Source organism: Actinokineospora sp. HUAS TT18 (genome assembly GCF_051364635.1).
Classification (GTDB): domain Bacteria; phylum Actinomycetota; class Actinomycetes; order Mycobacteriales; family Pseudonocardiaceae; genus Actinokineospora.
Genome location: NZ_CP195645.1, coordinates 1926616 through 1952944 on the forward strand (window position 1 = coordinate 1926616; position 26329 = coordinate 1952944).

Consider the following 26329-nt stretch of genomic DNA (forward strand, 5'->3'; position numbering starts at 1 on the left):
AGGGTCGTAGTCTTGCGCAGTGACCGATCCGGACCCGAAGATGGCTGCCGACTCCGAGCCCCAAGTCGAGCCGCAAGATCTCGTCGACCCCGTTCTGGTGGCGGCGTTCGAGGGCTGGAACGACGCGGGCGACGCGGCGAGTACCGCGATCGAGCATCTGCAGCTCACCTGGGACGCCACGCCGCTGCTGGAGATCGACCCCGACGACTACTACGACTTCCAGGTGACCAGGCCCACAGTCCGCATGGTGGACGGGATCACCCGAAGAGTGGAATGGCCGACGACGCGGCTGTACGTGTGCCGACCGCCGGGGTCCAACCGCGACGTCGTGCTCGTCCACGGGATCGAGCCGAACATGCGGTGGCGCAAGTTCTGCGCCGAGCTGCTCCAGCACATCGATGACCTGGGCATTCAGACCGTGGTGACGCTCGGCGCGCTGCTCGCCGACACCCCGCACAGCCGCCCGGTCCCGGTGACCGGCACCGCCTACGACGCCAACTCCGCCGCCCAGTTCGGGCTGGAGCGTTCACGCTACGAAGGGCCGACCGGCATCGTCGGAGTGCTCCAGGACGCGTGCGTGCAGGCCGGTGTCCCGGCCATCTCGATCTGGGCCGCGGTCCCGCACTACGTCTCGCAGCCGCCGTCGCCGAAGGCCACGCTGGCCCTGCTGCACCGGGTGGAAGAAGTCCTCGACGTCGAGGTTCCGCTGGGGACGCTGCCCGAGCAGGCCGAGGAATGGCAGCGGACGGTGAGCGAGATGGCCGAGGAGGACGAGGACGTCCGCAACTATGTCCGCGCTTTGGAAGAACGCGGGGACGCCGAGAACACCCTCAACGAGACCAGTGGCGACGCCATCGCCGCGGAGTTCGAGCGCTACCTGCGGCGGCGTCGGCCTGGAGGTCCGGGCCGCGGGACGTCGGGGCCGGGTCCGACGGGGGTGTGACCACGCGGGTCCGGGCCGCCGCGCTCTACGTCGGCGGCTTTCTCGGCCCGTTCGCGGGCGCGGTCACCACGTCGATGCTGCCCGAGCTGGGCGCGGAGTTCGGCGTGTCGAGCGGCACCGCGACGCTGTCGCTGACGGCGTACCTGGTGCCGTTCGCGCTGTTCATGCTGGTCTCGGGCACGTTGGGCGCGCGGTGGGGCGCTGGGCGCAGCGTGCGCGCGGCCTACCTTGTCTACGTCGTCGCGTCGGCGGCGTGTGTCTTGGCGCCGACTTTCGAGCTGTTCCTCGCCGCCCGCGCGGTCCAGGGCGCGGCGAACGCGTTCACCACTCCCCTGCTGCTCGCCGCGATCGGTGAGATCACCCCGCCGGGACGGCTCGGTCGGGCGTTGGGCCTGTTCGGGGCGGTGCAGGCTGCGGGGACGACGAGCGCGCCGCTGCTGGGCGGGCTGGCGGCCGAGGTGAACTGGATGTGGGCGTTCGCGGCGGTCGCGGGCGCGGCGGCGCTGCTGGCGATGGCCGGATTGCCCGCCGACGTGCACGGACCAGCGGAATCGCCGCCGACGCTGCGGTCGGCGTGGCGCGCGGACGTGGTGCGGCCCGCGGCGGTGGCACTCGTCGGCTGGGCGTGCCTGGGCGGGATGGCGCCGTTCGTGGCGCTGCGGCTGGAGGACGACTTCGGGCTCAGCTCTGGCCAGCGCGGTGCCCTGCTGACCGGCTTCGGCGTGTTCGGGCTGCTCACAGCCCGGTCCGTGGGCCACGCGATCGACAAGCTCGGCCCGCGCCGGGCGGTGGCGATCGGCGCGCTGGCCGGGGCGGTGCCGGTGGTGCTGGTGGGGCTGCTGCCGTGGATTCCCGCGATCGCGCTGGTGTGGGCGGTGGCGGGGGCGGCGACGCAGTTCATCCAGGTCGGGCTGAACACGATGGTGCTGGGCGGGACCGGGCCGAACCGGGCGGGCGCGGTGTCGCTGGTGCTGGCGTTCCGCTTCTTCGGCGGCGCGGCGGCCCCACCGGCGTTCACCCCGATCTACCAGGCCAGCCCGGTCGCGGCGTTCCTCGTGCCCGCCGCGCTGCTGGTGCTGGTGGTGCCCGCGGTGATCCGTCAGCCCAAGTAGTCGTGCACGAGCGGCACGACCGCCGCCCCTTCCCCGCTGGCCGAGGCGACGCGTTTCATCGAGCCGCTGCGCACATCCCCGACCGCGAACACACCCGGCACGGTCGTGGCCAGCGCGGCGGGCGGGACCCCGCCGGACCAGCGTTCAGCGGGGATGTCGCGGCCCGCGAGTACGAACCCGTGGTCGTCCTGGGCGACCTCGGCGGGCAGCCACTGGACGCAGGGCTCGGCGCCGAGCAGGAGCATCAGGGTGTCGCAGTCGACGGTCTCGCTCACGCCCTGGGTGCGCAGGCCGAGCCAGGCGAGCGCGCCGTCGCCGCCGCCGTCGACGACCTCGGTGTGCGGGCGGACGGTGACCCGGGGGTTGGCGGCGATCTCGCGGATCAGGTAGTCGGACATGGTCGCGGCGAGGGAGTCGCGGCGGATCAGGATGGTCACCGACTTGGCGAACCTGGTCAGGTGGAGTGCGGCCTGACCCGCGGAGTTGCCGCCGCCGACGACGTAGACCCGCTTGCCCGCGCAGTCCCGCGCGACGCTGGTCGCGGCGCCGTAGTGCACGCCGCGGCCGACCAGGTCCTCGATCGGCTCGACACCGAGACGGCGGTAGGCGGCACCCGTGGCCACGACGATGGCCCGGGCACGGACTTCGCTGCCGTCGTCGAGCACGACGGTGTGCGGTTGGCCGGGGACGAGTTTGGTGACCGGCCTGCCGACGAACATCCGGGCGCCGAACCGGGTGGCCTGCATCCGCGCCCGCTGCGCCAGGCGCATGCCGGAGATGCCGCGGGGGAAGCCGAGGTAGTTGCGGATCATCGAACTGGTGCCCGCCTGCCCGCCGATCGCCTCCGACTCGATCACCACGGTCGACAGCCCTTCGGACGCGCCGTAGACCGCGGCGGCGAGCCCCGCGGGTCCCGACCCGATGACGGCGAGGTCGGCGACGGTGGTGAGATCGCCGACCTGTCCGTAGATCAGGGCGCCGAGGTCGGCGAAGGTCGGCCTGCTCAGCACCTTGTCGTCTTTGACGCGGACCAACGGCTGGGCGGGTGCGGGGGCGGCTTGGGCGATCTCGCGGCCGATGTCGGTGTCGGAGGTGTACCGGCGGTGCGGGAAGCCCATGCGCTGGAGGAAGTCGATGAGCCGGGCGAGTTCCGAGGTGGTCTCGTCGGCCACGATCTGGATGCCGTCGACCTCGGGGGTGTTGGTGGACCAGCCCCAGTCGGAGAGCAGGTCGGTGATGGCGCTGTGGAACTCCTCGTCGCGGGGCCCGCGCGGGAGAACGAGGTAGGCGTCGAGGTGGCCGTCGGCGACGGCTTCGCGGAGGGGCTCGGTGTTGCGGAGGAACTGGTCGGCGGGGACTAGGCAGACGCGTTTGGCGGAGGGGAAGTAGAGGTGCGCGTCTTTGAGGAGCGCGAGGCCGTCGTCGTCGGGGAGCTCGGGGGCGGCGGCGAACATCGCTACACGGCGGCCTGCTTTGACGAGGGGCTTGATACGGGAACGCGCGTCGGCGGCGTCGGTGAAGGTGGTGATGGCGTAGTCGTTGTCGTAGCGGTTGCGGAGTTCGGCCGCCATGGCTTCGCGGACTCCAGGGCCGCCGACGACCGCGATCACTGGACGCTCGTCACTCATGCCCGCCAACTTAACCGCGTTCCGCGCTGATCGCTGCGGATGCGGCGACCTTCAGACCAGGAACAGAGCCGCGCCGAACACCGCGCCCGCGGCCGCTGAGAACAGCACCCGATCACTCCGGCCACCCGACTCCATCAGCGCCCAGATCAGCGCGACGACGGGCAGCCCGGCGAGCAGCGCCCACGGGCCCGCCCACGACACTGCGGCCACCGCCGCCAACACCGCGATCCCCGCGTGACCGCGGCCGGGTTCCAGCTCAGTCACCGCGAGCACCGCCGCCGCGGCGACCGTCAGAACGATCAACGTGCTGGGCGCGTCGGCGAGCACGAGGAGCACGCACCCCGCGGCCAAGGGGCCGAGGCCGATCAAGATCCTGCGGACCCGCGGGTTCACCCGAACCCACGCCACCAGCGCGCCCATGACGATCGCCGCCCACAGCAGGACCGGCGCGTCGTCCTGCCGCAGGCCCGCGTACACGCCCATGAGGATCGTCATGACGTAGCCAGGTGGGAAGGACTCGACGATCCACCGCGCGAACCGCGTCCTCATCGGATGAGGAGCAGCACGGCGCCGCCGACCAGTGGGCCCAGTAGGGCGCCGACGATTACCTGGGGGACTGTGTGGTCGCCCAGGACCACGCGGGACCAGCAGACCCAAGCGACGGCGGCCAGCAGCAGGAGCATCCACGGGCCGTACATCAAGGCGATCATCACCACCGCGCCCGCCGCGACCGCCGCGTGGAGGGACACCTTCCACCGCGTGGTCACCGCGATGCAGGCGGCCAGGGTGGCGACCATGGCGACGGTCAGGCCGATCACGGCGCGGGGTGCGCCGCCGATCACGAGGATCGCCAAGCCGACGCCGGTTGAGGCCAGGCCGACGGCCAAGGGGAGGAAGCGGTGTTCGCGGTCGCGGACGTGGTGGCCGTCCCAGCGGCCCTGGCGGGCGCCGCGGACGATGAACAGCATCGGGAGGACGCTGGAGAACAGGGCGACCACGACGCCCCAGAGCAGGGTCTGGCCCAGGTGGCCGTCGGTTGCCTTCCACGCCACGGCGAGGGGCAGGACCAGCACCACGACGGCGGGTGAGAACACCTCGGTCGCGGCCTTGGCCAATCCGAGTCGCGTCACTTGACCCATCCCCAGTTCCGGTGGCTCCGAATAGCCAGTGCTGCCCTACGACGACGGGAGACAAACCGTGGCCATCGCCCCCACGTTGGCGCGGACCGCCGAGCGCGTGCTCGGGGTGCCGCTGCCGGTCCGACTCCGTGCCTGGGACGATAGCGAGGCAGGTCCACTCGGCGCTCCGGTGGCTGTGGTGCGCTCGCGGCGGGCGTTGCGCAGGCTGCTTTGGGATCCCGACGAGCTCGGGTTGGCGCGCGCGTATGTCAGCGGGGACCTCGACGTCGAGGGGGATCTCGCGGAGGCGCTCTCGCTGTTCTGGGCCCTGGCCCGCGACCGGAAGATCGCCAAGGTCTCGCTGCGGGACAAAGCCGGGATCGTCGCCACCGGGCTGCGGCTCGGGGTGTTCGGGCCGAGGCCGCCCGCGCCGGCCGCTGAGGCGCGGTTGGCTGGTCAGCGGCACAGCAAGGCACGGGACCGGGCCGCCATCGCCCACCACTACGACCTCTCCAACGCCTTCTACCAGCGCGTCCTCGATCCGCGGATGGCGTACTCGTGCGCGTACTTCGAGTCGCCCGACCAGACCGTCGAGCAGGCCCAGCGGGCCAAGCTGGACCTGGTGTGCCGGAAGCTCGGGCTGCGGGAAGGCGACCGGCTGCTCGACGTCGGCTGCGGGTGGGGGTCGCTCGCGATCCACGCCGCCCGGCACTACGGCGCGCGGGTCGTGGGGATCACGCTGTCGGCCGAGCAGCGGGCGTTCATTCTGGGCAGGCTCGACGAGTACGGCCTGACCGGCCAGGTCGAGATCCGCCTGCAGGACTACCGCGACCTCACCGACGCCCCCTTCGACGCCATCGGCACGCTGGAGATGGGCGAGCACGTCGGCGCGGAGAACTACCCGACCTACGCGGCCACCCTGTTCCGCATGCTGAGGCCGCAGGGCAGGCTGCTGCTCCAGCAGATGTCCCGCGGCGCGACCGCCCAGGGCGGCGGAGCGTTCATCGAGTCCTATGTGGCGCCGGACATGAACATGCGCCCGGTCGGGCAGACCGTCGACCTGCTCGAAGCCGCGGGCCTGGAGGTCCGCGACGTCGAGGCGCTCCGCGAGCACTACGTCTGGACGGTCCAGGCATGGGCTGAGACGCTCGAAGCCGAGTGGGACGACCTTGTCGGCGTCGTCGGCGAGCAGCAGGCGCGCGTGTGGCGGCTGTACCTGGCGGGCGGGGCGCTGGCGTTCCGCGAGAACCGCATGGGCGTCCACCAGATCCTGGCCGTGCGCCCGACCCCCGCGGGCGTGAGCGGCTTCCCCGCCACTCGTGACTTGGAGCGTGCCACCTCATGATCCTCAACCTGGTGATCACCCTCGGGGTGACGCTGCTGGTCATCGTCGCGGCGTTCGCCATCAGCGTCCGAAGGGGCAAGTACGACACGATCGACACGGTGTGGGGGCTCGGCTTCGCGGTCGTGGCCCTGGTGACGTTCGCGCTGTCCGACGGCGCCCTCGCGTACCGGCTGGCCCTGACCGCGTTGACCGTGATCTGGGGTGTGCGGCTCGCGGTGCACCTGCACCTGCGCAATCACGGCAAACCGGACGACCGGCGTTATGCCGAGATCGCGGCCAAGGCCAAGGGGGACCCGCGCGCCCACATGTTCCGGGTCGTGTTCCTGACCCAGGCCGCGATCCTGTGGGTGGTCTCGCTGCCGGTGCAGGTCGGGCAGTACGGGGACGACGCGTTCGGTCTCCTCGCCTATCTGGGTGTAGCCGTGTGGGTGATCGGGTTCGTGTTCGAGACAGTGGGTGACTGGCAGCTGGAGCGGTTCAAGGCCGACCCCGGGTCCAAGGGCAAGGTGCTCGACACCGGACTGTGGCGTTTCACTCGTCATCCGAACTACTTCGGCGACGCTTGCGTATGGTGGGGGCTGTACTTGATCGCCTGCCACTCGTGGGTGGGCGTGGCGACTCTGCCCGCGCCGGTGCTGATGACGTTCCTGCTGGCCAAGGGCACGGGGAAGCCGCTCACCGAGAAGCACCTGAACAGCCGACCGGGCTACGCCGAGTACGTCGCCCGAACGAGTGGATTCGTCCCGCTACCGCCTAGGAGATAGCCGCAGATGCAGCCCGGTGACCTCGCCCCCGACTTCAAACTCGCCGACGAGACCGGGACGCTTCGGTCGCTGCGTGAATATCTGGAGAACGGGCCTGTGGTGCTGTTCTTCTATCCGGCGGCTATGACGCCTGGGTGCACCGCGGAAAGCTGCCACTTCCGGGATTTGGCCGCGGAGTTCGGGGAGGTGGGGGCGCAGCGGATCGGGATCAGCTCGGACGGGGTCGACAAGCAGGCGGAGTTCGCGTCGATCAACTCGTTCGACTTCCCGCTGCTGTCCGACCCTGAGGGTGCGGTGGCTTCGCAGTTCGGGGTGCGGCGGAAGATCGGGATTGGGCCGTTGTTGACCAAGCGGATGACGTTTGTGATCGACACGGACTTCAAGGTGCTTGAGGTCATCAAGAGTGAGTTGCGGATGGCTGTGCACGCAGACAAGGCGTTGGCGGCCCTGCGCGCCCGCGCATAGACCGCCTGGGTTCGCGGCGCGGGCGGACGGGCTTGGCGCCCGCGCCGCGAACTGTCACCTCACCGAGCCTTGCGGACCTTCAGAATCGTCGTGGTGAGCTTGGGCGTGCCGTCGACCGGGGCCGGGTTGTCCGGCGTCGCTTCGATGCCGCCTGCGGCGACCTTGTCCAGCGTTGCCAGGCCATCGGCGTCTACTGAGCCGAAAACGGTGTAGTCGGGGCGCAGTCGGGAATCGCCGTAGACCAGGAAGAATTGGCTGCCGTTGGTGTTCGGGCCCGCGTTGGCCATGGCGAGTAGGCCGCGGGCGTACGTCTTTCGGGTGCCGGTGGTGTCACCCGGCCATGGGGGCAGGTCGACCGGCAACTCGTCCTTGTACTTGTAGCCCGGCCCCTTCTCCCCCGTGCCGCTCGGGTCGCCGCACTGCAGGACCTTCAGCGTCGGGTAGGCCGTCAGCCGGTGGCAGGTCGTCAGGTCGTAGAACCGGTGGCGGGCCAGGTGCAGGAAGCTCTGCACCGTGCAGGGCGCCTTCGCCCGGTCCAAGGTCAACCCGATGGTGCCCTGGGTCGTCGGCACGGTGAGTTCGACGGTTCCCCGGTTGGGGGTGCGCCGGGGATCCGGGGGCAGCGGCACCTTCCGCGCCGCCGGGTCCTCCGGGGTCTCCGTGTACTGGCACGGTCCCAAGGTGGCCTTCGGCGGGTGGTCCTCGGCCGAAGCCAGACCCGCCGAGGTCACCACGGTGCCCGCGATCAGCGCGGTGGTGACCAAAGCCCGAGACAGCCTTGTGAGCACGAACCTCTCCTTTGATCGACAGCAGCGAGCGAGTGTATGGGCGCGCCGCGTCACAAGGACAGGTCCGAACCGGGGGTTACCGGTTGCCACTCAGCCCGCGCCGACGATCACCTCGTCGGGAACCTCGGTGTCGTTCTTGAGGGCTTCGAACAGCTTCTGGGACTTGACCTTGTCCCAGAGGATCGCCGAGCCGACGCCCTTGACGTTCTGGCTGCCGCCCATCGGGATGGTGGTGGTGATCAGGTTGCCGTCACTGGCGCCGCCCATCGCGAAGGCCACGGGGGGCAGGTTGTGCAGGTGGGTGTCGTCGTCGACGGTGATCGCATCCGGGGCGCTGCCCAGGAGGGGGAACAGGCGGAACGGATTCGCCAGGGTGCCCGCTGAAGTGGCCTTCTTCGTCAGCGCGCCGATGAACGCGCGCTGGCGGATGACTCGGTCGAGGTCTGCGCGCGGGCCCTTGCGGGTCCGCACGTAGCCCAGCGCGTTCTTGCCGTCGAGTTCCTGGCAGCCCGCGGGCAGGTTGATGCCCGCCAGCGGGTCGTCGATCGGGGCGTCCAGGCACATCTCGACGCCGCCGACCGCGTCGACTACGTCGGCGAAGCCGCCGAAGCCGATCTCCATGTAGTGGTCTATGCGCAGCTTGGTGTTCAGCTCGACGGTCTTGGCCAGCAGCTGGGGACCGCCGAAGGCGTAGGCGGCGTTCAGCTTGTTCTTGCCCTTGCCCGGAATGTCCACAAGGGAGTCACGCAGCAGCGAGACCAGCGTCGGCCGGACGTCGTTGTCCGGCAGGTGCAGCAGCATGATCGTGTCGGTGCGCTGGCCCTTGGCGTCGCCGGTGGACAGGCGTTCCTCGTCCTCGGCGGTGAGGCCCTCGCGGCTGTCGGAGCCGACGATGAGCCAGTTGGTGCCCGAGGCGGCCGCGGGCCTGCCCTCGTAGTCGGTCAGCGCGTCGACCCGGGTCAGCGAGGTCTCCAGGTAGATCCACAGGCCCGCGAGGAGCGCGACGATGACCACCAGCGCGGTCAGCACGATCTTGCGGGCGCGGCGCGCGCGGCGCGGGGGCGGCGTGGGACCGCCGAAACCCTGCTGCGGCGGCACCGGCCCGCGCGGCGGCGGCTGCCTGCGGTCGCGGCCCGGCGCACGGTACGGGTCGATGGGCGGCTGCGGCCGTTGCAGCTCGGGCTGGAACGGCTGCGGCATGGCCCGGGTGGGCGGCACGTACTTGGGCGGTCGCCCGTGCGGTCCCTGTCCCTGTCCGTAGCTCACGAGAGTCCACCAACCCGACGCGTCACGAAGTCCCCTTCACCAGCGGCGTGCAGCCGTGTACGAGGAGTGTCCCACTCCCCTTCCTAGAGACGCGGGACGCCCGTCGGGGTTGCGTCAGCGGCCGATCGACAGCTGCCGCACGTTGAGGTAGCCGGAGCGGAAACCGGCCTCGGAATAGGCCAGGTAGAACTCCCACATCCGGCGGAACGTCTCGTCGAAGCCCAGCTCGGCGATGTCGTGCCAGCGGTCGAGGAACCGGACCCGCCACTGGCGCAGCGTCTCGGCGTAGTCGAGGCCGAAATCGCGGAAGGCATGCACGCGCATCCCGGTGTGCCGGGCCAGGGTCTGCTCGATCGCCTCCGGTGAGGGCAGCAGGCCGCCCGGGAAGATGTACTTGTGGATCCAGGTGTAGGAGTCCCTGGACGCGAGCAGCCGGTCGTGCGGCATCGTGATGGCCTGCAGCCCGAACCGGCCACCGGGCTTCAGCAGCCGGTCGACGGTGGCGAAGTACGTCGGCCAGTACCGCTCCCCCACCGCCTCGATCATCTCGACGCTGACCACCGCGTCGTAGCTGCCCTGCGCCTCGCGGTAGTCGCGCATCAGGACTTGGACGCGGTCGGTGAGCCCGGCCTCGGCGACGCGCCGCTCGGCGAGCGCCTTCTGCTCGGCCGAGATCGTCAGCGACGTGACGCGCGCGCCGCGTTCGGCGGCGCGGATGGCCAGGGCGCCCCAGCCGGTGCCGATCTCCAGCACGTGGCTGTCGGCGCGCACACCCGCGTAGTCCAGCACGCCGTCGATCTTGCGCAACTGTCCTTTGTGGAGGTCGCCCTCGCCGGGCTCGAACCAGGCCGACGAGTAGGTCATCGACTGGTCGAGGAAGGTGGCGAACAGGTCGTTGGACAGGTCGTAGTGACGGTGGATGTTGGCCCGCGCGCCGTCGACGGTGTTGTCCTCGGCGGCGGGATGGCGGCGGTCGACCCAGCGGCGCAGCGCCTGCAGCCGCGGCGGGATCAGCGTGCTCAGCCGGGCGGCGAACTCGGTCAGCAGCTCCACCAGGTGCGTCGAGGTCCAGTCGCCGACCATGTACGACTCGCCGAAGCCGATCTTGGCGTCGACGCCGAGCCGGTGGAAGAACGCCGATGGCCGGTGCACGCGCATCACCGGGGACTGCGGCCCGCCCGCGCCGATGCGGTGGCCGCCGGGGAACACGACGCGGATCGGCAGGCCGCGCACGGCGTTGGCGAACACGGCCCGCGCGATTCTGGCGCGGGCCGGGCTGTGCGGCGGGGTGAACAGGTCGCCCCAGGCGCCGTCCGTCCGCAGGGAGGTGTCGGTCATCGGACTCCTTCGTGGGCTCGGGGACGGCGCACCACCGGCACGCGGCGCAGCCAGAGCGCGACGCCGTGGCGGCGGATGAGCGCGGTGACGCGGTGGGTCATCAGCGGCTTGCGCGTGACCATGCGGAGCACCTCCCTGGGGGTGGCCTGCCTGCGGTCCCCGGTGAGCGTCGCGGTGAACGGTGTCGTGCCGTGCTGCCGCAAGGTCACCGTCAGGGAAAGCGTCGCACCGGGACGCGGCAGCCGCATCCGGTATTCGCCGCCCATCTCCAGGAACGGGGACACATAGAACTGTTTGTCCGCACGCGCGCGGCCCAACTCGTCGGTGTGCAGGAGATAGCAGTGCCGTTCGCCGTAGGTGTTGTGGACCTCGGCCACTACACACGCGACGTTGTCGGCGGCGTCGTGCACCCAGTAGACGGTGATCGGGTTGAACACGTAGCCCAGCACGCGCGCGTTGGCGAGCATGAGGACCCGGCCGGTCACCGCGATCCCCTGCTGGGTCAGCCAGTCCACAACGTTGTCCTTGATGGACGCGGCCGGGTCGCCGAGGTGGTCGCGCGCGTCGAACCGGGCGAACGGGCGCAGCCACCACGGCAGCCGCGGCGGGGCGTCGAGGTCGATCAGCCACAGGTAGACCGGGTGCCGGAACGACCGGTGGAGGCGCTCGGTGCGGACATGGGTGACCATGGCGTCGTAGAGCGCGGTCACGTCGGCCATCCCGCCCCGAACGACTCGGCGGCGCGGACCCCGGAGGCGCAGCCGTCCTCATGGAAGCCCCAGCCGTGGTAGGCGCCCGCGTAGGCGATGACGCCGTCGTTGAGCGCAGGCAGCCCGCGCTGGGCGACGAGCGTCTCGGGGGTGTAGATCGGGTGCTCGTAGACCATCGTGCGGAGCACGGCGTTCTCCGCGACCCGGTCGCGCGCGTTGAGCGTGACCACGTAGTCGTCCGGTTCGGACAGGCCCATCAGCCGGTTCATGTGGTAGCTGACCCGCACCGGCCCGTCGGCGGAGTCGCACGCGGGTTTGAGGTAGTTCCACGACGCCCGCGCGTCGCGGGCGCGCGGGAGGATCGTCGTGTCGGTGTGCAGGAGGGTCTCGTTGACCGAGTACGCGAAGGCGCCCAGCACGGCCCGCTCGGCCGGGGTCGGGTGAGCGAGCAGGCGCAGCGCCTGGTCGGGGTGGGTGGCCACGACGACCCGATCGAACCGGTGGGCCTCGTCGGCGTCGTCGCGGAGCTCGACGTGGTCGGTGTGGCGGATGAGCGCGCGGACGGGCGTGGACACCTCGACCGCCGACAGGCCCTTGGCGGCGCGCTCGACGTAGGTGCGGGAGCCACCGACGACCGTCTTCCAGGTGGGCGAGCCGGTCACGGACAGCATCCCGTGGTGCTGGAGGAACTCGAACAGGTAGCGCGCCGGGTAGCGCATGCTCAGCTCCGCGCCCGCCGACCAGACCGCGGACACGAGCGGGACCAGGAAGTGGTCAACGAAGTAGCGGGAGTACCCGCCGACCACGACGAACGCGCGCAGCGTCAGCTCGCCGGGGTCCTCACGCAGGACGCGGCGGGCGTGCCGGTGGAAGCGTTTGACCTCGGCGAGCATCCGCAGGAACCGCGGACGGGCCAGGCTCTCCCGCTGGGCGAAGAGGCCGCGGGCACCCCGGGCGCCCGCGTACTCCAGGCCGCAGCCGTCGCAGCGCACGCTCATCGACATCTCGGAGTCGCGGGTGGCCACGCCCAGCTCCCGGAACAGCCGCAGGAGGTTGGGGTAGGTGCGCTCGTTGTGCACGATGAAGCCGCTGTCGACCTGGGCTAGCGTGCCGTCCGAGGTGGGCACGTCGTGGGTGTGGGCGTGGCCGCCGAGCCGGTCGTCGGCCTCGAACAGGGTCACGTCGAAGCGCTGTCGCAGCAGGTACGCGGCGGTCAGCCCCGACACGCCGCTCCCGATCACCGCCAAACGCACTGGGACCTCCCGCTAGAGGGGGATGCGCAGCCCTTCCGGTGAGGGCCGTCCCAGGGCATTCGTAATCACCGGGTCCACCGGTTGGGTGCCGAGCACACCCAAAACGAAACCGGTGACAAGGCGGGTCCACGTGTCGGCCTTGCGGAGCAGCGCGTGGCCCTCGTCGTGCACGTCGAAGTGCACGACCTCGGTCACGGCCTTGGCCCGGCGGGCGAAGGAGAACGACAGCTCCGGGTCGGTCGTGCGGTCGTTGAGGCCGTGGGCGATCAGGACCGTCCGGCCCGCGAGGTGCTCGACCGGCTCGTTCGGCTTGGTCCACGGCGCCAGCGCGCACACCGCGACCACCGAGGCGTCGCCACCCGCGCGCAGGGCGGTCCGGCCGCCCATGGAGTGGCCGACCAGGACGACGGGGACGTCACCGTGGGTGCGGCGGATCTGGTCGAGCGCCCACTCGGTGTCACGCACCGGGTCACGGTCGGGGGCGTTCCAGCCGCGGTAGCGGTAGCGCAGCGCCCACACGGCGATGCCCTGGCCCGCGCCCGCCCGAGTGATGGCCTTGGCGAACGGCAGCATCCGCAGGTAGGCGGGCCGGAAGGCGTGCACCTGCGCGTGGCTGCGCTCCTGGCCGCCGTGCAGCAGCAGGACGACGCCGCGCACGCCGGTCTTCGGGCCGAACGTGCGGTACTGCGGTTGAAGGTCGGTCACACCTCATCTTCGCAACTCCCGGCCACGAGGGTTGGTGTGTCCCCGCTAACGCCCTGGGTGTGGGGCGGCCATAGAGTCGCCGGGTGAGCGACCACATCCAGATCACCACCCCCGCGGGCACGTTCGACGCGCTGTCGGCGGGTGATCCCGGCGACCGGCCGGTGCTGTTGCTGCACGGCTTTCCGCAGGCGTCGACGGAGTGGGTGCACCAGGTCGCCGAGTTGGGGCGGTCGGGGTTCCACGCGGTCGCCCCAGACCAGCGCGGCTACTCCCCCGGGTGCCGTCCGCCGGACGTGGCCGACTACAAGATGGACGAGCTGATCGGCGACGTCATCGCCATCGCCGACGAGTTGGGCTGGTCGCGGTTCGACCTCGTGGGTCACGACTGGGGCGCCGCCGTCGCCTGGCACACCGCCGCCGAGCACCCCGAGCGGCTGCGCAGCCTGACCGCCGTGTCCGCGCCGCATCCCGCCGCGATCGCGCGGGCCTACAAGGAGGACGAGGACCAGCGGCTGCGCTCGCAGTACATCTCGGTCTTCCACGAGCGCTCCGCCGAGAAGCGCCTCCTCGCCGACAACGGCGCCGCGCTGCGCCAGCTGTTCGAGTACCGGCCGCCGCGTTCGCACATCGACGACTACATCTCCCGGCTGTCCGAGGACGGCGCGATGACCGCGGCGCTCAACTGGTACCGGGCGATGAAGTGGAATGTGCCGCCGGACGCGGTGTCGGTGCCGACGATGTTCGTCTGGGGCACCGAGGACGTCGCCTTCGGCTCGACGGCCGCGCTGGGCTGCGACAAGTGGGTGACCGGCGCGTACCGGTTCGAGATGCTGGAGGACCTGACGCACTGGATCCCCGAGGAAGCCCCGGAGGCGCTCACCGCGCTGCTCCTCGACCACCTCGGCTCGCCCGTCTCCTGACGTTCAACTCGGTGCGGTTGATCGGTTCGCCGAGCACCGAACACGATGGTTTCCCACCAACTCCCGAGCGTGGAGGTCAATCGTGTTCCACAGGTTCGTGGCCCTGGTCGCCCTGCTGTTCGCCGTCACCCTCGTCGCACCCGCCACCGCGAGCGCCACCGAGTCCGGTGTCACCTCGGTGTACCCCACCTGCGCCATCTCCGGCTGCACCGCGGCGAAGACCGCCTACAACGGCTGGAAGACGCTGGGCTTCCCGACCGCCCGCAACTGGTACGTGTGGCCGTACGGCCAGTACAACTTCGCGGGCGGCCGGTTCTACAACCGTGAGGGTCAGCTCCCGTCGGGCCACACCTTCTACGAGTACGACGTCCACCCCCGCGCCCGCGGCGCCGCCCGCGACGCGCACCGGATCGTGCGCGACGTGACCACCGGCGTCGTCTGGTACTCCCCGGACCACTACTCGAACTTCTACCGCATCATCTGATCCGGTCCCCGGTGGGCGCCGCGCGTCAGCCGCGCGGCTCCCACCGGAAGTACCGGCGCCCCAACCACACCGTCGCGCCAACCCAGGCCGCCATGACCGCGATCGGGACCAGCACGTCCCGCCCGCCGCCGATACCCGCGCGCACCAACTCGGCGGTCGCGCCGCCCGGGACGGCCAGCAGCAGCGCGGACGGCGCGGGCGTCGACAGCACCCACATCGCGCCGCCCATCATGGCCGCGATCAGCGGTGCCGTGGTGATCTGGGCAGTCTCCGGGGTGCCGGTGACCGCCGCCGTGGCGAGGCCCGCACCCGCAGCCACGAGCGTCCCGCCGACAACGGCCGCCGCCATCGCCGCGACATCGGCGGGCATGGGCGCCCCGGCCACCATGGCGATCCCGACGAACAGCACGCCCTGGACGAGCCCCAGCGCGAGCATCGGACTCATCACCCCGGCCAGGATCACCGGCTCGGCGGTCTCGCCGCTGCGCAATCGTTTGAGGGACAGGTCCTGCCGCCGCGACACCAGCGCGGTCGTGGTGCTGACATAGACCGTGAGCCCGTGAACCACGAGCACCTGCATCGTGACCGGCACGACCCAGTCCCCGCCGTCGCGCACCACCGCGAACGCGACGCCGAGCAGCAGCGGCATCGCCAGCGCCATCGCCGCCGTGGTCTTGTTGCGCAGCAACAGAAGCAGCTCGATCCTGGCCAGCGCGATCATGCCGCCACCGCCGCGACGCCATGGAAGACGTCGGACAGGGACGCGTGGTGCGCGCGCAGCCTGCCGAGTTGCACTCCCCGACCGGCCGCCCACGCCAGGACCGCCGCCAGGTCGTCCTGCAGTTCCCGGGTGCGGATCTCCACGCGGCCCGCGAGGAACGCCTCCGGGTCGACCCGGCCGCGCACTGCGGGTAGGTCGTCGAACGCGAGCCCATCCGGCCGGACGAAGGAGATCCGCGACGACTCGCGTTCGAGGACGTCGGCCAGCGAGCCGCACACCTCGATCCGCCCCTCGTGCATGATCGCGATGCGGTGCGCCAACTGCTCCGCCTCCTCCAGATAGTGGGTGGTGAGCACGACCGACGTGCCGTCGGCCAGCAGGTCCCGCACGATCCGCCACGTGCGGCGGCGGGACTCGGGGTCGAGGCCAGCGGTCGGTTCGTCGAGGAACAGCAGTTCGGGCCTGCCGAGGGTGGCCAGCGCCAGGTCGAGTCGCCTGCGCTCACCGCCGGACAGGGACTTGATCCGCACATCGCGCCGGTGCGCGAGGTCGACCAACTCCAGCGCTTCGTCCACTTGCGACGGTCGGGTGGTCAGGTCGTGCCACAGCCGCACGGCTTCACGGACGGTCAGCTCGGCGGGGAAGCCGGATTCCTGCAGCATCACCCCGGTCCGGGGCCGCACCCGTTGCCGGTCGGTGTCGGGACGCAGGCCGAACACCCGAACCGTGCCCCCGCTCGGCGCGCGCAGCCCCTCCAGGACCTCCATGGTGGTCGTCTTGCCCGCGCCGTTCGTGCCGAGCAGGGCGAACAGCTCCCCCCGCCGCACCACGAAGTCGACGCCGCGCACCGCCTCGAACTCGCCGTAGCGGCAGCGCAGGTCCACCACCTCGATGACAGATTCGCTCATCTGGCCACCTCGTGGCCCCGGTGGCGTTCGCGCCACTGTGTCGATGATTCGCTCGCAAGCTCGCTCATGTGCCAAGCCTCGCCACCGCTCGCCGAGGCCGGTAGGCGCGTTGATCACCTCTGGTCTGCCGAAACACCCGACTTGTCGTGACAAATGTCAGATCGGCCCGGCGCGGCGCCGGACCGGCCGTACATTCACCCCGTGGGCACACCCCTGGACCGGATGCGCAACTACACGCTGTGGACGCTGGGCAGCGCCGCGGCGATCATCCTGTTCTTCCTCCTCCCCGACATCCACGACCGCGACCGCGGGCTGTGGATGGCGGTCCCCGCCGTCGTCGTGCTTGCCCAGTACGTGCGGATCAGCGCGATCGCCATGCCGGGCCTCGGGATCCGCACAGCCCGACCGTGGGAGGTCCCGGCCACGGCCGTGATCGCGCTGGCCACGTGGTGGTTCAGCCTCGTCGACACCATCGACGGCATCGGCTGGGTCCTGCTCCCCGCCAGCACCCTCGGCGCCATCGCCAGCGCCCTCAAGGGGCACGCCAGGTGGTGGGCCATCGCAGCGGGCAGCGCGTTCATCGCGGTGTCCGGCCTGGCGGTCGCCCTGCTGTCGGGCACCATGACCGCGGACGTGCCCGGGTGGACCATCGGGCTCACCCTGGTCAGCGTGGTCTTCGCGGTCAGCAACCTGATCCACGTGTGGCTGTGGTCGGTCATCCGCCAGCTCGACGACGCCCGCGCGCTGGCCGCCGACCTCGCCGTGGCCCAGGAGCGGCTGCGCTTCGCCGCCGAGCTGCACGACGTCCAAGGCCACCACCTGCAGGCGATCGCGCTGAAGGGCGAACTCGCCGAACGCCTCATCGGCCACGACGACGAAGCCGCCCGCGTGCAGGCCGCCGCGGTGAGCGAACTGGCCAGGCAGGCGCTGAAGGAGACGCGCGGCGTCGTCCACGGCTACCGCCGGACGAGTCTGTCCACCGAGATCGGCAACGCCGTCGACATCCTGCGCGCGGCCGGGATCGCCACCGCGGTCGACGGCGACGCCCGGCTCGTCCCGCCGTCGCTGCAGCCGCTGTTCGGCGCGCTCGTGCGGGAGGGCACGACGAACATCCTGCGGCACAGCACGGCCGCCGCCTGCGAGCTGACAGTGTCGGTCGCCGACGGACGCGCCGAGGTCCGACTGGGCAACGACGGTGTCCGGCGGGCGCCCGGCCCGCGCGGCAGCGGGCTGGACAGCCTCACCGAACGCTTCGCCGCGGTCGGCGGCAATCTGCGCGTGCACGACACCGACGGCCGGTTCGAGCTGGTCGGCGAGGCGAGCGGCCGATGATCAGGGTGGTGCTCGCCGACGACGAGGACCTCATCCGGGGTGCCCTCGCCGCGCTGCTCGAACTGGAGCCCGACATCACCGTCGTGGCCGAGGTCAGCGACGGCGACGCGGCCGTCGAGGCGGTCGAGCGGCTGCGGCCCGACCTCGCCGTGTTCGACCTGGAGATGCCGCGCCGCGACGGCGTCGCCGCGGCCGAGGCCGTCGGGCACCGCACGCCGGTGGTGATCGTGACCCGCCATGCCAGGCCGGGCGTGCTCAAGCGGGCGCTGGCGGCGGGCGTGCGCGGGTTCGTCCCGAAGACCACGCCGGCGTCCCGCCTGGCCACGATCCTGCGCGACGTGCACGCGGGCGGGCGGTACGTGGACTCCGAGATCGCCGCGAGCGCACTGACCGAGGACGCCTGCCCGCTGACCGCGCGCGAGCTTGAGCTGCTCCGGCTGACCCGGCGCGGCGGGTCCATCCAGGACATCGCGCGCAGCGTCCACCTGGCTCCCGGCACGGTCCGCAACTACCTGTCGTCGGCGATGGCCAAGCTCGACACGTCGTCGCGGCACGACGCCGCCCGGCGGGCGTGGGACGAAGGCTGGATATAACCGCCGGTCAGGACTTTTCGATCATGGCCGGTTGGCCCTAAGCTCGCTCCATGGCGGCCCCCGAGGTGGCGGGCCTGCTCCTGGCCGCGGGCGGGGGCAGGCGCTTCGGGATGCCGAAAGCCCTGGCCCCTTACGACGACCGCCTGTTGGTCGAGCACGCGGCCAGGACGCTGGTCGACGGCGGCTGCGACCCCGTGGTCATCGTGCTCGGCGCGGGCGCCGACGAGGTCCGCGAGCGCGCCGACCTGCCGGGGATCATCGTGGACAACCCGGACTGGGAAGACGGCATGGGCTCGTCGCTGCGAGTCGGCCTCGCCGCCATCGGCCCGGCCGACGCCGTAGTGATCCTCACCGTCGACACCCCTGGCGTCACCCCGGCGGCCGTGCGCAGGCTCGGCGCGCTCGCCGCGGTCGACGCGCTGGCCAGGGCCACCTACGACGGCGTGCCCGGCCACCCGGTGCTCATCGGCCGCGACCACTGGCGCGGGGTCGCCGCCGCGGCCGACGGCGACACCGGCGCCCGCCCCTACCTGACCCGGCACCCCGTCACCGCGGTGCCGTGCGCGGACATCGCCGTCGGCACCGACGCCGACCGGCCGGACGAACTGAGGAGGCTGAATGCCCGAGGACCCGATGCTGGCGCACCTCGCTGAAGTCGGCACGCACAACGCCGAGGCGCTCGACGACGTGGCCGACCTGGTGCTCGCGTGCATCCGCGCCGAGGGCCTCGTCCTCACCGCGGGCGCGGGCCACTCGCTGGCCGCGGTGGCGGAGACGTTCTTCCGCGCGGGCGGCCTGGCCTGTGTGCACCCGATCTACACCGAGGACCTGCAGGTCTTCGGCAGCACGCGGCGCGCGGTCGAGGCCGAGCGGCGCCCCGGGCTGGCCCGCGGCGTGTTCGGGCAGGTCAAGCTGTCCGGGCACGACGTGCTGTTCCTGTTCTCCAACTCCGGGGTGAACCACTACCCGGTCGAGCTGGCCATCGCCGCGATCGACGCCGGGTGCCCGGTGGTCGCGGTGACGTCGCTGGCCGCCACCACGGCGGCCCCCCGCCGCGCGGGGTCGACGGTCGCGCAGAACTCGACGATCGTGCTCGACACGCTCACCGAGCCGGGCGACGTGTCCTACCCGGAGAAGAACGCGGTCACCGCGTCGCTGTCGTCGCTGAGCAACGTGTACCTGTGGAACCAGGTGCTGGTCCGGCTGTTCGACCGCGCCGAGCGCGACGGGTTCGCCCTGCCGCTGTGGCGCAGCTCCAATGTGGAGGGTGGCGACGAGGCGAACGCGGCGCTCATTGAGCGCTACGGACCAAGGATCCCGCCGCTGAGTTGACCCGGCGCGGCGCGGCGAGCCACAGCCCGGCGACCCACGCCGCGGCGCAGCACAGCGCGATGGCGAAGGTCAGGCCGTACCCGCCGGTGCGGTCGAAGCCGTAGCCGCCGATCCACGTGCCGAACGCGGCGCCGACGATGCTCGCCGCGCCGACCATCCCGGACACCCGGCCGAGCGTGGCCCCGGCGAACAGGTCGCCGAGGGCCGCGCTCCGGCTGGCCACCATGCCGCCGACGCTCGCCCCGAGCACCACGGCCATCGCCGCGGCAGACCAGACGGCCGTGAACGTCCACAGCCCGGCCAGCCCCAGCGCGAACACCACCGCCGAGCCCGCGCCGACGATCTCCCGGCCGTGCCGGTCCGACAGTCCGCCGCCGCCGAGTTGGCCGACGACGTAGCCGAGCGCGGCCAGGCCGAGCACCAGCCCCGCCGTCGACTCCGGGTGCCCCGAGGTGACCAGGAACGGCGCGACGTGCTGGAAGACGATGAAGTCGACGGCGCCGGAGGCGAACGCGGCGCCGAACAGGAACAGGAACGCGGGCCGCCGGAACAGCCCCGGCTCGACCGCGGCCACCTCCCTGACGACCGGGTGCGGCGCCTCGTTCCGGGTCAGCAGGGCGACGACCGCGCCGCCCGCCAGCGCCACCGCCGCGGCCACGAGGTAGGCCGTGCGCCAGCCCGCCTCGCGCACGACCACGCCCAGGACGCTGAACAGGACGAAGTCGCCCAGCCCGAGGCAGGCGTAGGCGAGGCCGAGCGCTTTGCCGCGCCCCTCCGGATAGGCGTTGTTGACCATGACCTGGCTCGACACGGTCAACGCGGCCATCGACAGCGAGAGCAGGCCGAGGTAGGCCGCGTAGAAGTGCCACAGCTCGGTCGCCTGCGAGCACAGCGCCAGCCCGAGCGCGAAGACCGGGAACGACACCAGCACGACCCGGCGCGGCCCGAAGCGGTCGGCGAGCCGACCGGCCAGCGGCGCCGCGACGATCCCGGTCAGCAGGAACGTCGAGAACAGCGCCGCCGTCTCGCCCCGGCCGAGGCCGAGGTCGCGGCCGAACGCCATCGCGAACAGCGAGAAGCCCTCGACCAGGCCGAACACGAGCCCGAGGACGAGCCCGCCGGTGAGCGCGGTCCGCCATCGGGTGAGAAACATGGGATGAATGTTCTCAGGCCGCCGCGTCCTCCTCGGCGAACTGTGTCCGATACAACTCGGCGTAGCGGCCGCCGGTCGCGAGGAGTTCGTCGTGCGATCCTCGCTCGACGATCTCGCCCGCCTCGACGACCAGGATCTGGTCGGCCGCGCGGATCGTCGACAGGCGGTGGGCGATCACCAGGGCCGTGCGGCCCTCCAGCGCGGTCGCCAGCGCCTCCTGCACCGCCACCTCGGACTCGGAGTCCAGGTGCGCGGTCGCCTCGTCCAGGATCACCACGCGGGGCTGGGCCAGCAGCAGGCGGGCGATGGTCAGCCGCTGCCGCTCGCCGCCGGAGAGCCGGTAGCCGCGTTCGCCGACGACGGTGTCGAGGCCGTCGGGCAGCGACTCGACCAACTTGCCGAGCCGGGCCTGCCGGATGGCGTGCCAGATGTCGTCGTCGGTGGCCTCGGGGCGGGCGTAGGCCAGATTGGCCCGGATCGTGTCGTGGAACAGGTGGCCGTCCTGGGTGACCACGCCGACCGCGCCGCGCAGGTCGTCGAACGAGACGTCCCGGACGTCCACACCGGACAGTCGGATGGCGCCGGAGTCGACGTCGTAGAGCCGCGGGATGAGCGAGGCGATGGTCGACTTGCCCGCGCCGGACGAGCCGACGAGCGCCACCATCCGGCCGGGCTCGGCGCGGAAGGACACGCCGTGCAGCACTTCCTCGCCGCCGCGCTGGTCGAGCACGGCGACCTCCTCCAGCGAGGCCAGCGACACCTTCTCCGCGGCCGGGTAGGCGAAGCGGACCGCGTCGAACTCCACCGACAGCGGACCCGCGGGCACCGGGCGCGGCGAAGGCTTCTCGGCGATCATCGGCGGCAGGTCGAGCACCTCGAAGACCCGCTCGAACGACACCAGCGCGGTCATCACGTCGACACGGACGTTGGCCAGGGCGGTCAGCGGACCGTAGAGCCTGGTCAGCAGCAGGGCCAGCGCCACGACGGTGCCGGGCGCGAGGTCGCCGGTCAGCGCGAGGTAGCCGCCGAGGCCGTAGACCAGGGCTTGGGCCAGCGCGGACACCAGCTGCAGGCTCGTCATGAACCAGCGCGTGGCCATCGCGGTGCGCACGCCGATGTCGCGGACCCGGCCTGCCCGGTCGCCGAACTCGACGGCCTCGGCGTCGGGGCGGCCGAACAGCTTGACCAGGGTGGCGCCGGGCGCGGAGAAGCGCTCGGCCATCTGGGTGGTCATGGACGCGTTGAGGGTGGACGCCTCGCGCTGCAGGTCGGCCATCTTGCGGCCCATCCGGCGCGCCGGGAGCACGAACACCGGCAGCAGCACCAGCGCCAGCGCGGTGACCTGCCACGACAGGGTCATCATCACCGCGAGCGAGAGCACGAGCTGGATCACGTTGGTGACCAGCCCGGAGAGCGTGGACGTGAACGCCCGCTGGGCGCCCATCACGTCGTTGTTGAGCCTGCTCACCAGCGCGCCCGTCCGGGTGCGGGTGAAGAACGCGACCGGCATGCGCTGCACGTGCTCGAACACCGCGCGCCGCAGGTCGTAGATCAGGCCCTCGCCGATCCGCGCCGACTGCCAGCGCTCGGCGACCCCCAGGCCCGCGCCGATGATCGCCAGCCCTGCGATGGCCACGGCCAGCCACACCACGACCGACACCTGCTCGCGGCCCACGATCGCGTCGACCACCTGGCCTGCCAGCAGCGGCGAGCTGACCCCCAGCACCGCCGAGACCACCGTGAGCATCAGGAAGATGACCAGCCGCGGCCGGTGCCTGCGGCTGAAGGTGAAGACCCGGCGGATCGTGCCCTTGCGCAGGCCCTTGGGCAGATCGGTCCGGCCCATCGAGCGCGCCATGCCCCTCATGGAGAAGTTATCCAATGCGCACCCCCTCTCTCGAAGACAACTCTCGTACAACGCGGCGACGACCTGGGAACTTCCCGCCCGTGTCCGTGGTGGTCACCACCGGGTCGGTAGCCTGCCGTGACCGGGTGACGAAAGGGTGGCGATGGGGCGCGCGGCACTGCGGCTCGACTTGGCGTTCTATCTCGTCAGCGGCGCGTTCGCGCTGGTCACGGCCCTGGTGTCGGAGTTCTACGGCTACCGCGTGTGGGGCAATTTCGCTGTCGGCGGATATCTCGCCGCGGTCGCGCTGACCATCGCGGGCCGCCGCTGGGCGGCGATCGCCGTCGCGGGCACGCTCAGCACCCTGGCGCCGCTGCTCTACCTGGCGTTCCGGCGCGCGCCGGACTTCGTGTGGGGCCCGTGGCCGTGGTCGTTCCCGGCGCAGCCCGAGGTCTGGGTGATCGAACGCGCGGCCCGCCTCCTGCTGGCCGACGGCACGCCCTACACCGACCTGGCCACGCTCGGCCGCGCCGCGCACCCCGACGACTACACGCCCTACGGCCCGGCCATGAGCGTGTTCGGCCTGCCGCGGGCGGTGTTCGGCGACCACCCGCTGACCGACTCCCGGGTGATGTTCCTGCTCGGCTCCGCGCTGGCCGTGTGGGCGGCGTGGCGGGTGCTCGGCAAGCCCGAGGTCTCGGTGCGCGGGGCGCAATTGGCCGCGATCAGCCCACTCACCGCGCTCACGCTCAGCGTGGCCGGTGACGATGTCGTGATCGTGGCGCTGATCGTGCTGGCGGCCGCGCTCGCCTACCGCGTCAGTCCGGTGTGGACTGGCGCGGTCTGCGCTGTCATGGTCGCCATGAAGCTGACGGCTGTCCCCGCCGCCGTGGTGATCGGCTTCGGCCTGCTCGCCCACGCGGGCGTGCGGGCACTGGCCCGCTACCTCGGCGCGCTGGTGTCGGTCGGCGCGCTCATCACCGTGCCCGTGCTGGCCGCCGACCCGGCGGCCTTCGTCGAGCACGTCATCAAGTTCCCGATCGGGCTTGGGCAGGCTTCCTCACCCGCGTCCAGCCCGCTGCCCGGCCACCTGATCGCCGGATCAGGGCCGGTCGGGCACGTGATCGCGTTGGTCCTGCTCGGCACCGCGGCCTGCGCGATCACGGCCTGGCTGGTCGTGCGTCCACCCCGCTCGGGGACCGACGTGCTGGTCCGGGTCGCGGTGGGGCTGGGCACAGCGATCCTGCTGGCGCCCGCCACGCGGTGGGGCTACCTGGTCTACCCCGTCGCGCTCGCGGGAGCCGCGATCGCCTTCGCGCGCGCGGCCGACCCGGGTCCGATGCCCCTGCGGGACACCGGACCCGACTACGCGACCGGCACGACACGAGATCCATCCGGACAGTCCTAGCCGGACGAATACGGGCCAGATCGGGTTACTTCTTCTTGGTGCGCGTCGCACCGCCGCGTCCGCGCAGAGTCACGCCGGACTCCGAGAGAACCCGGTGAACGAATCCGTACGAGCGGCCGGTGCTTTCCGCGAGCGCTCGGATGCTGGCGCCCTTCTCGTACTTCTTCTTCAGGTCGCCTGCGAGTTTGTCGCGCGTGGCACCGGTGATCCGCGCGCCTTTCTTGAGGTCAGCCACGTTGTCCGCCTTCCGTCGCGAGTGGTGGGGGCCAAGGAGTCCCCTACCGCCGCAATGATCGAACACGGCAGCGCGGATTGCCAGACGAGATGACAAAAAGGTGTCCGGAAGGTGTGATCACCGTTGATACCCGGTCCGGGACACAGGGTGATCTTTGAATACAAGATCCCTGCGTAATGCCCAATTTCAGGCGAGCTGAACGAGTTCCAGATAGTCCGGGGACCAGTGGTCCTCGGTCCCGTCTGGGAGAAGGATCACCCGCTCGGGTTCCAGTGCCTCGACCGCTCCGGGGTCGTGCGTCACCAGAACGACCGCCCCGGAGTAGCGCCGCAGCGCGTCGAGGACCTGTTCGCGGCTGGCCGGGTCGAGGTTGTTCGTCGGCTCGTCGAGCAGCAGCACGTTGGCCGCGCTGGACACCAGACCCGCCAGCGCGAGCCTGGTCTTCTCGCCGCCGGACAGCGTGCCCGCGGGCTGGTCGAGCTGCTCGCCGGTGAACAGGAACGTGCCCAGCAGCGACCGGAGCTGCTGCTCGCCGGTGTCGGGGGCGGCGTGGCGGATGTTGGCCCACACGCTGGCCTCGTGGTCGAGCGTCTCGTGTTCCTGGGCGTAGTAGCCCAGCCGCAGGCCGTGTCCGGCGATCACCTCGCCGGAGTCGGCCTTCTCCATGGCGCCCAGCAGGCGCAGCAGCGTGGTCTTGCCCGCGCCGTTGAGGCCCAGGACGACGACCCGTGAACCCTTGTCGATCGCCAGGTCCACGCCCGTGAAGATCTCCAGCGAACCGTAGGACTTGCTCAGCCCCTCGGCGGTGAGCGGGGTCTTGCCGCACGGGGCGGGCTCGGGGAAGCGGATCTTGGCGACCTTGTCGGACTGGCGCACGGCGTCGAGCCCGCTGACCATCTTCTCGGCGCGCTTGATCATGTTCTGCGCGGCGACGGCCTTGGTGGCCTTGGCGCGCAGCTTGTCGGCCTGCACCATGAGGGCGCCTGCCTTCTTCTCCGCGTTGGCCCGCTCGCGCCTGCGCCGCTTCTCGTCGGCCGCCCGCGCGTCGAGATAGCGCTGCCACCCCATGTTGTAGATGTCGACCTCGCCGCGCACCGCGTCGAGGAACCACACCTTGTTGACCACGTCGGCGAGCAGGTCGACGTCGTGGCTGATGACCACGAGGCCGCCGTTGTGGCCCTTGAGGAACCCGCGCAGCCACGCGATGGAGTCGGCGTCGAGGTGGTTGGTCGGCTCATCGATCAGCAGGATCGTGCCGGACCCGCCGCCCGCACCGGCCTCGGAGGCGGCGAACAGGATGCGCGCCAGCTCGACGCGGCGGCGCTGGCCACCGGAGAGCGTGCTCAGCGGCTGGTTGAGAACACGGTCGGCGAGGCCGAGGTTGGAGCAGATCCGCGCCGCCTCGCTCTCGGCGGCGTACCCGCCGAGGCTGGAGAAGCTGTCCTCCAGCCTGCCGTACTTGCGCACCGCGGCGTCGCGCTTGGTCTCGTCGACCAGCTCCGCCATGGCGGTCTGCGCCTTCTCCATCTCGCGCAGCAACTGGTCGAGCCCGCGCGCGGACAGGACACGGTCCTTGGCGATGACCGAGAGGTCGCCTTCGCGGGGGTCCTGCGGGAGATAGCCCATCTCGCCGGTTCGGTGGACGTTGCCCGCGTAGGGCTCGCCCTCGCCGGAGAGGACGCGCAGCGTGGTGGTCTTGCCCGCTCCGTTGCGGCCGACGAGGCCGATCCGGTCGCCCGCCTGGATGCGCAGCGTGGCGTCGGAGAGCAGGATGCGCGAACCCGCGCGAAGTTCGAGGTCGGTTGCGGTGATCACAGTGAAAGGCTCCGTCTATCGCTTTGGGCATGGCAGGGGTCGTCCGCCCGACCGCCTCGACGGCCGAGCCCTCCCGCACATCAGTCGATGAGAAGCACGAGCCCAGTGTACGGGTCGCCGTCGACCGGTTTCCGCCCGCACTCGAAC

At 71.5% G+C, this 26329-nt stretch carries 27 protein-coding genes; 12 read left to right on the forward strand and 15 right to left on the reverse strand.

The genetic code is table 11. The annotated features are described in order from the left end of the window. Positions 1-40 precede the first annotated feature (40 nt). Positions 41-943 carry a PAC2 family protein gene (locus ACSHT8_RS08465; RefSeq protein WP_436502018.1) on the forward strand — a complete coding sequence of 301 codons (903 nt, stop codon included), beginning with the start codon at positions 41-43 and terminating at the stop codon, positions 941-943. Further along, positions 940-2055, forward strand: coding sequence for an MFS transporter (locus ACSHT8_RS08470; RefSeq protein WP_436499385.1), 1116 nt, complete (start codon positions 940-942; stop codon positions 2053-2055). Before ACSHT8_RS08465 ends, ACSHT8_RS08470 begins: the two co-directional genes overlap by 4 nt. Here the strand turns inward: ACSHT8_RS08470 and ACSHT8_RS08475 are convergent. Genes ACSHT8_RS08475 through ACSHT8_RS08485 form a run of 3 tightly spaced genes read right to left on the reverse strand, consistent with a single transcriptional unit; the run spans position 2043 to position 4813 of the window. Further along, a complete protein-coding gene (locus ACSHT8_RS08475; RefSeq protein ID WP_436499387.1) occupies positions 2043-3683 on the reverse strand; it encodes an FAD-dependent oxidoreductase in 1641 nt (546 codons plus the stop codon). The two genes, ACSHT8_RS08470 and ACSHT8_RS08475, sit on opposite strands and share 13 nt — an antisense overlap. A 51-nt stretch (positions 3684-3734) precedes the next feature. Next, positions 3735-4232 carry a hypothetical protein gene (locus ACSHT8_RS08480; protein WP_436499389.1) on the reverse strand — a complete coding sequence of 166 codons (498 nt, stop codon included), beginning with the start codon at positions 4230-4232 and terminating at the stop codon, positions 3735-3737. Next, positions 4229-4813 (reverse strand): hypothetical protein, encoded by a 585-nt coding sequence (locus tag ACSHT8_RS08485; RefSeq protein ID WP_436499390.1) that lies wholly within the window; start codon positions 4811-4813, stop codon positions 4229-4231. Before ACSHT8_RS08485 ends, ACSHT8_RS08480 begins: the two co-directional genes overlap by 4 nt. 67 nt (positions 4814-4880) lie before the next feature. On the opposite strand from ACSHT8_RS08485, the gene ACSHT8_RS08490 reads away from it, so the two are divergent. From ACSHT8_RS08490 to ACSHT8_RS08500, 3 genes are read left to right on the forward strand one after another with little or no spacing between them, the layout of a single operon-like run. Further along, positions 4881-6146, forward strand: a complete 1266-nt coding sequence (locus tag ACSHT8_RS08490) for a class I SAM-dependent methyltransferase (RefSeq protein ID WP_436499392.1) — start codon at positions 4881-4883, stop codon at positions 6144-6146. Further along, positions 6143-6910, forward strand: coding sequence for a DUF1295 domain-containing protein (locus ACSHT8_RS08495; RefSeq protein ID WP_436499394.1), 768 nt, complete (start codon positions 6143-6145; stop codon positions 6908-6910). Before ACSHT8_RS08490 ends, ACSHT8_RS08495 begins: the two co-directional genes overlap by 4 nt. 6 nt (positions 6911-6916) lie before the next feature. Further along, positions 6917-7375: a peroxiredoxin gene (locus ACSHT8_RS08500; RefSeq protein ID WP_436499396.1), complete on the forward strand. Its 459-nt coding sequence runs from the start codon at positions 6917-6919 to the stop codon at positions 7373-7375. A 59-nt stretch (positions 7376-7434) separates the two neighbouring features. Here ACSHT8_RS08500 and ACSHT8_RS08505 read toward each other — a convergent pair whose 3' ends face one another. From ACSHT8_RS08505 to ACSHT8_RS08530, 6 genes are all read right to left on the reverse strand, one after another. After that, on the reverse strand, positions 7435-8151 hold the full coding sequence (locus ACSHT8_RS08505) for a peptidylprolyl isomerase (RefSeq protein ID WP_436502019.1): 717 nt from the start codon (positions 8149-8151) through the stop codon (positions 7435-7437). A 102-nt stretch (positions 8152-8253) separates the two neighbouring features. Then, positions 8254-9429: an LCP family protein gene (locus ACSHT8_RS08510; RefSeq protein ID WP_436499398.1), complete on the reverse strand. Its 1176-nt coding sequence runs from the start codon at positions 9427-9429 to the stop codon at positions 8254-8256. Between the two features lie 114 nt (positions 9430-9543). Further along, positions 9544-10767 (reverse strand): class I SAM-dependent methyltransferase, encoded by a 1224-nt coding sequence (locus tag ACSHT8_RS08515; protein WP_436499400.1) that lies wholly within the window; start codon positions 10765-10767, stop codon positions 9544-9546. After that, positions 10764-11486 carry a DUF1365 domain-containing protein gene (locus ACSHT8_RS08520; protein ID WP_436499402.1) on the reverse strand — a complete coding sequence of 241 codons (723 nt, stop codon included), beginning with the start codon at positions 11484-11486 and terminating at the stop codon, positions 10764-10766. The genes ACSHT8_RS08515 and ACSHT8_RS08520 overlap by 4 nt, the downstream gene beginning before the upstream one ends. Then, entirely contained in the window at positions 11474-12730 is a 1257-nt protein-coding gene (locus ACSHT8_RS08525; RefSeq protein WP_436499404.1) for an NAD(P)/FAD-dependent oxidoreductase, read from the reverse strand. Before ACSHT8_RS08525 ends, ACSHT8_RS08520 begins: the two co-directional genes overlap by 13 nt. A 12-nt stretch (positions 12731-12742) precedes the next feature. Continuing rightward, the gene (locus tag ACSHT8_RS08530) at positions 12743-13435 is read right to left on the reverse strand and encodes an alpha/beta hydrolase (RefSeq protein ID WP_436499405.1); all 693 of its coding nucleotides are present in this window, start codon (positions 13433-13435) and stop codon (positions 12743-12745) included. Positions 13436-13518: 83 nt separating this feature from the next. Between ACSHT8_RS08530 and ACSHT8_RS08535 the strand changes: the two genes are divergently transcribed. Beyond that, complete coding sequence (locus ACSHT8_RS08535; protein ID WP_436499407.1) at positions 13519-14355, forward strand: alpha/beta fold hydrolase; 837 nt, start codon at positions 13519-13521, stop codon at positions 14353-14355. An 82-nt stretch (positions 14356-14437) separates the two neighbouring features. Beyond that, positions 14438-14839, forward strand: a complete 402-nt coding sequence (locus ACSHT8_RS08540; RefSeq protein WP_436499409.1) for a ribonuclease domain-containing protein — start codon at positions 14438-14440, stop codon at positions 14837-14839. A gap of 25 nt (positions 14840-14864) precedes the next feature. On the opposite strand, the gene ACSHT8_RS08545 is transcribed toward ACSHT8_RS08540, so the two are convergent. Continuing rightward, positions 14865-15560, reverse strand: coding sequence for an ABC transporter permease (locus ACSHT8_RS08545; RefSeq protein ID WP_436499411.1), 696 nt, complete (start codon positions 15558-15560; stop codon positions 14865-14867). Next, positions 15557-16468 carry an ABC transporter ATP-binding protein gene (locus ACSHT8_RS08550; protein WP_436499413.1) on the reverse strand — a complete coding sequence of 304 codons (912 nt, stop codon included), beginning with the start codon at positions 16466-16468 and terminating at the stop codon, positions 15557-15559. Before ACSHT8_RS08550 ends, ACSHT8_RS08545 begins: the two co-directional genes overlap by 4 nt. Positions 16469-16669: 201 nt before the next feature. Between ACSHT8_RS08550 and ACSHT8_RS08555 the strand changes: the two genes are divergently transcribed. Genes ACSHT8_RS08555 through ACSHT8_RS08570 form a run of 4 tightly spaced genes read left to right on the forward strand, consistent with a single transcriptional unit; the run spans position 16670 to position 19725 of the window. Further along, positions 16670-17800, forward strand: coding sequence for a sensor histidine kinase (locus tag ACSHT8_RS08555; RefSeq protein WP_436499415.1), 1131 nt, complete (start codon positions 16670-16672; stop codon positions 17798-17800). Next, positions 17797-18393: a response regulator transcription factor gene (locus ACSHT8_RS08560; RefSeq protein WP_436499417.1), complete on the forward strand. Its 597-nt coding sequence runs from the start codon at positions 17797-17799 to the stop codon at positions 18391-18393. Before ACSHT8_RS08555 ends, ACSHT8_RS08560 begins: the two co-directional genes overlap by 4 nt. Before the next feature lie 50 nt (positions 18394-18443). Further along, a complete protein-coding gene (locus ACSHT8_RS08565) occupies positions 18444-19046 on the forward strand; it encodes a nucleotidyltransferase family protein (RefSeq protein ID WP_436499419.1) in 603 nt (200 codons plus the stop codon). After that, on the forward strand, positions 19012-19725 hold the full coding sequence (locus tag ACSHT8_RS08570) for a sugar isomerase domain-containing protein (protein WP_436499421.1): 714 nt from the start codon (positions 19012-19014) through the stop codon (positions 19723-19725). The genes ACSHT8_RS08565 and ACSHT8_RS08570 overlap by 35 nt, the downstream gene beginning before the upstream one ends. On the opposite strand, the gene ACSHT8_RS08575 is transcribed toward ACSHT8_RS08570, so the two are convergent. Next, positions 19685-20878 carry an MFS transporter gene (locus ACSHT8_RS08575; RefSeq protein ID WP_436499423.1) on the reverse strand — a complete coding sequence of 398 codons (1194 nt, stop codon included), beginning with the start codon at positions 20876-20878 and terminating at the stop codon, positions 19685-19687. The genes ACSHT8_RS08570 and ACSHT8_RS08575 overlap by 41 nt on opposite strands. Before the next feature lie 13 nt (positions 20879-20891). Then, the gene (locus ACSHT8_RS08580) at positions 20892-22745 is read right to left on the reverse strand and encodes an ABC transporter ATP-binding protein (protein WP_436499425.1); all 1854 of its coding nucleotides are present in this window, start codon (positions 22743-22745) and stop codon (positions 20892-20894) included. Positions 22746-22887: 142 nt separating this feature from the next. Here ACSHT8_RS08580 and ACSHT8_RS08585 point away from each other — a divergent pair, with 142 nt between their 5' ends. After that, complete coding sequence (locus ACSHT8_RS08585; RefSeq protein ID WP_436499427.1) at positions 22888-24132, forward strand: glycosyltransferase 87 family protein; 1245 nt, start codon at positions 22888-22890, stop codon at positions 24130-24132. Between the two features lie 25 nt (positions 24133-24157). Here the strand turns inward: ACSHT8_RS08585 and ACSHT8_RS08590 are convergent, their stop codons facing one another. After that, positions 24158-24367, reverse strand: a complete 210-nt coding sequence (locus tag ACSHT8_RS08590; protein WP_091382460.1) for a helix-turn-helix domain-containing protein — start codon at positions 24365-24367, stop codon at positions 24158-24160. 186 nt (positions 24368-24553) lie between these two features. Then, positions 24554-26182: an ABC-F family ATP-binding cassette domain-containing protein gene (locus ACSHT8_RS08595; RefSeq protein WP_436499430.1), complete on the reverse strand. Its 1629-nt coding sequence runs from the start codon at positions 26180-26182 to the stop codon at positions 24554-24556. Positions 26183-26329 lie beyond the last annotated feature (147 nt).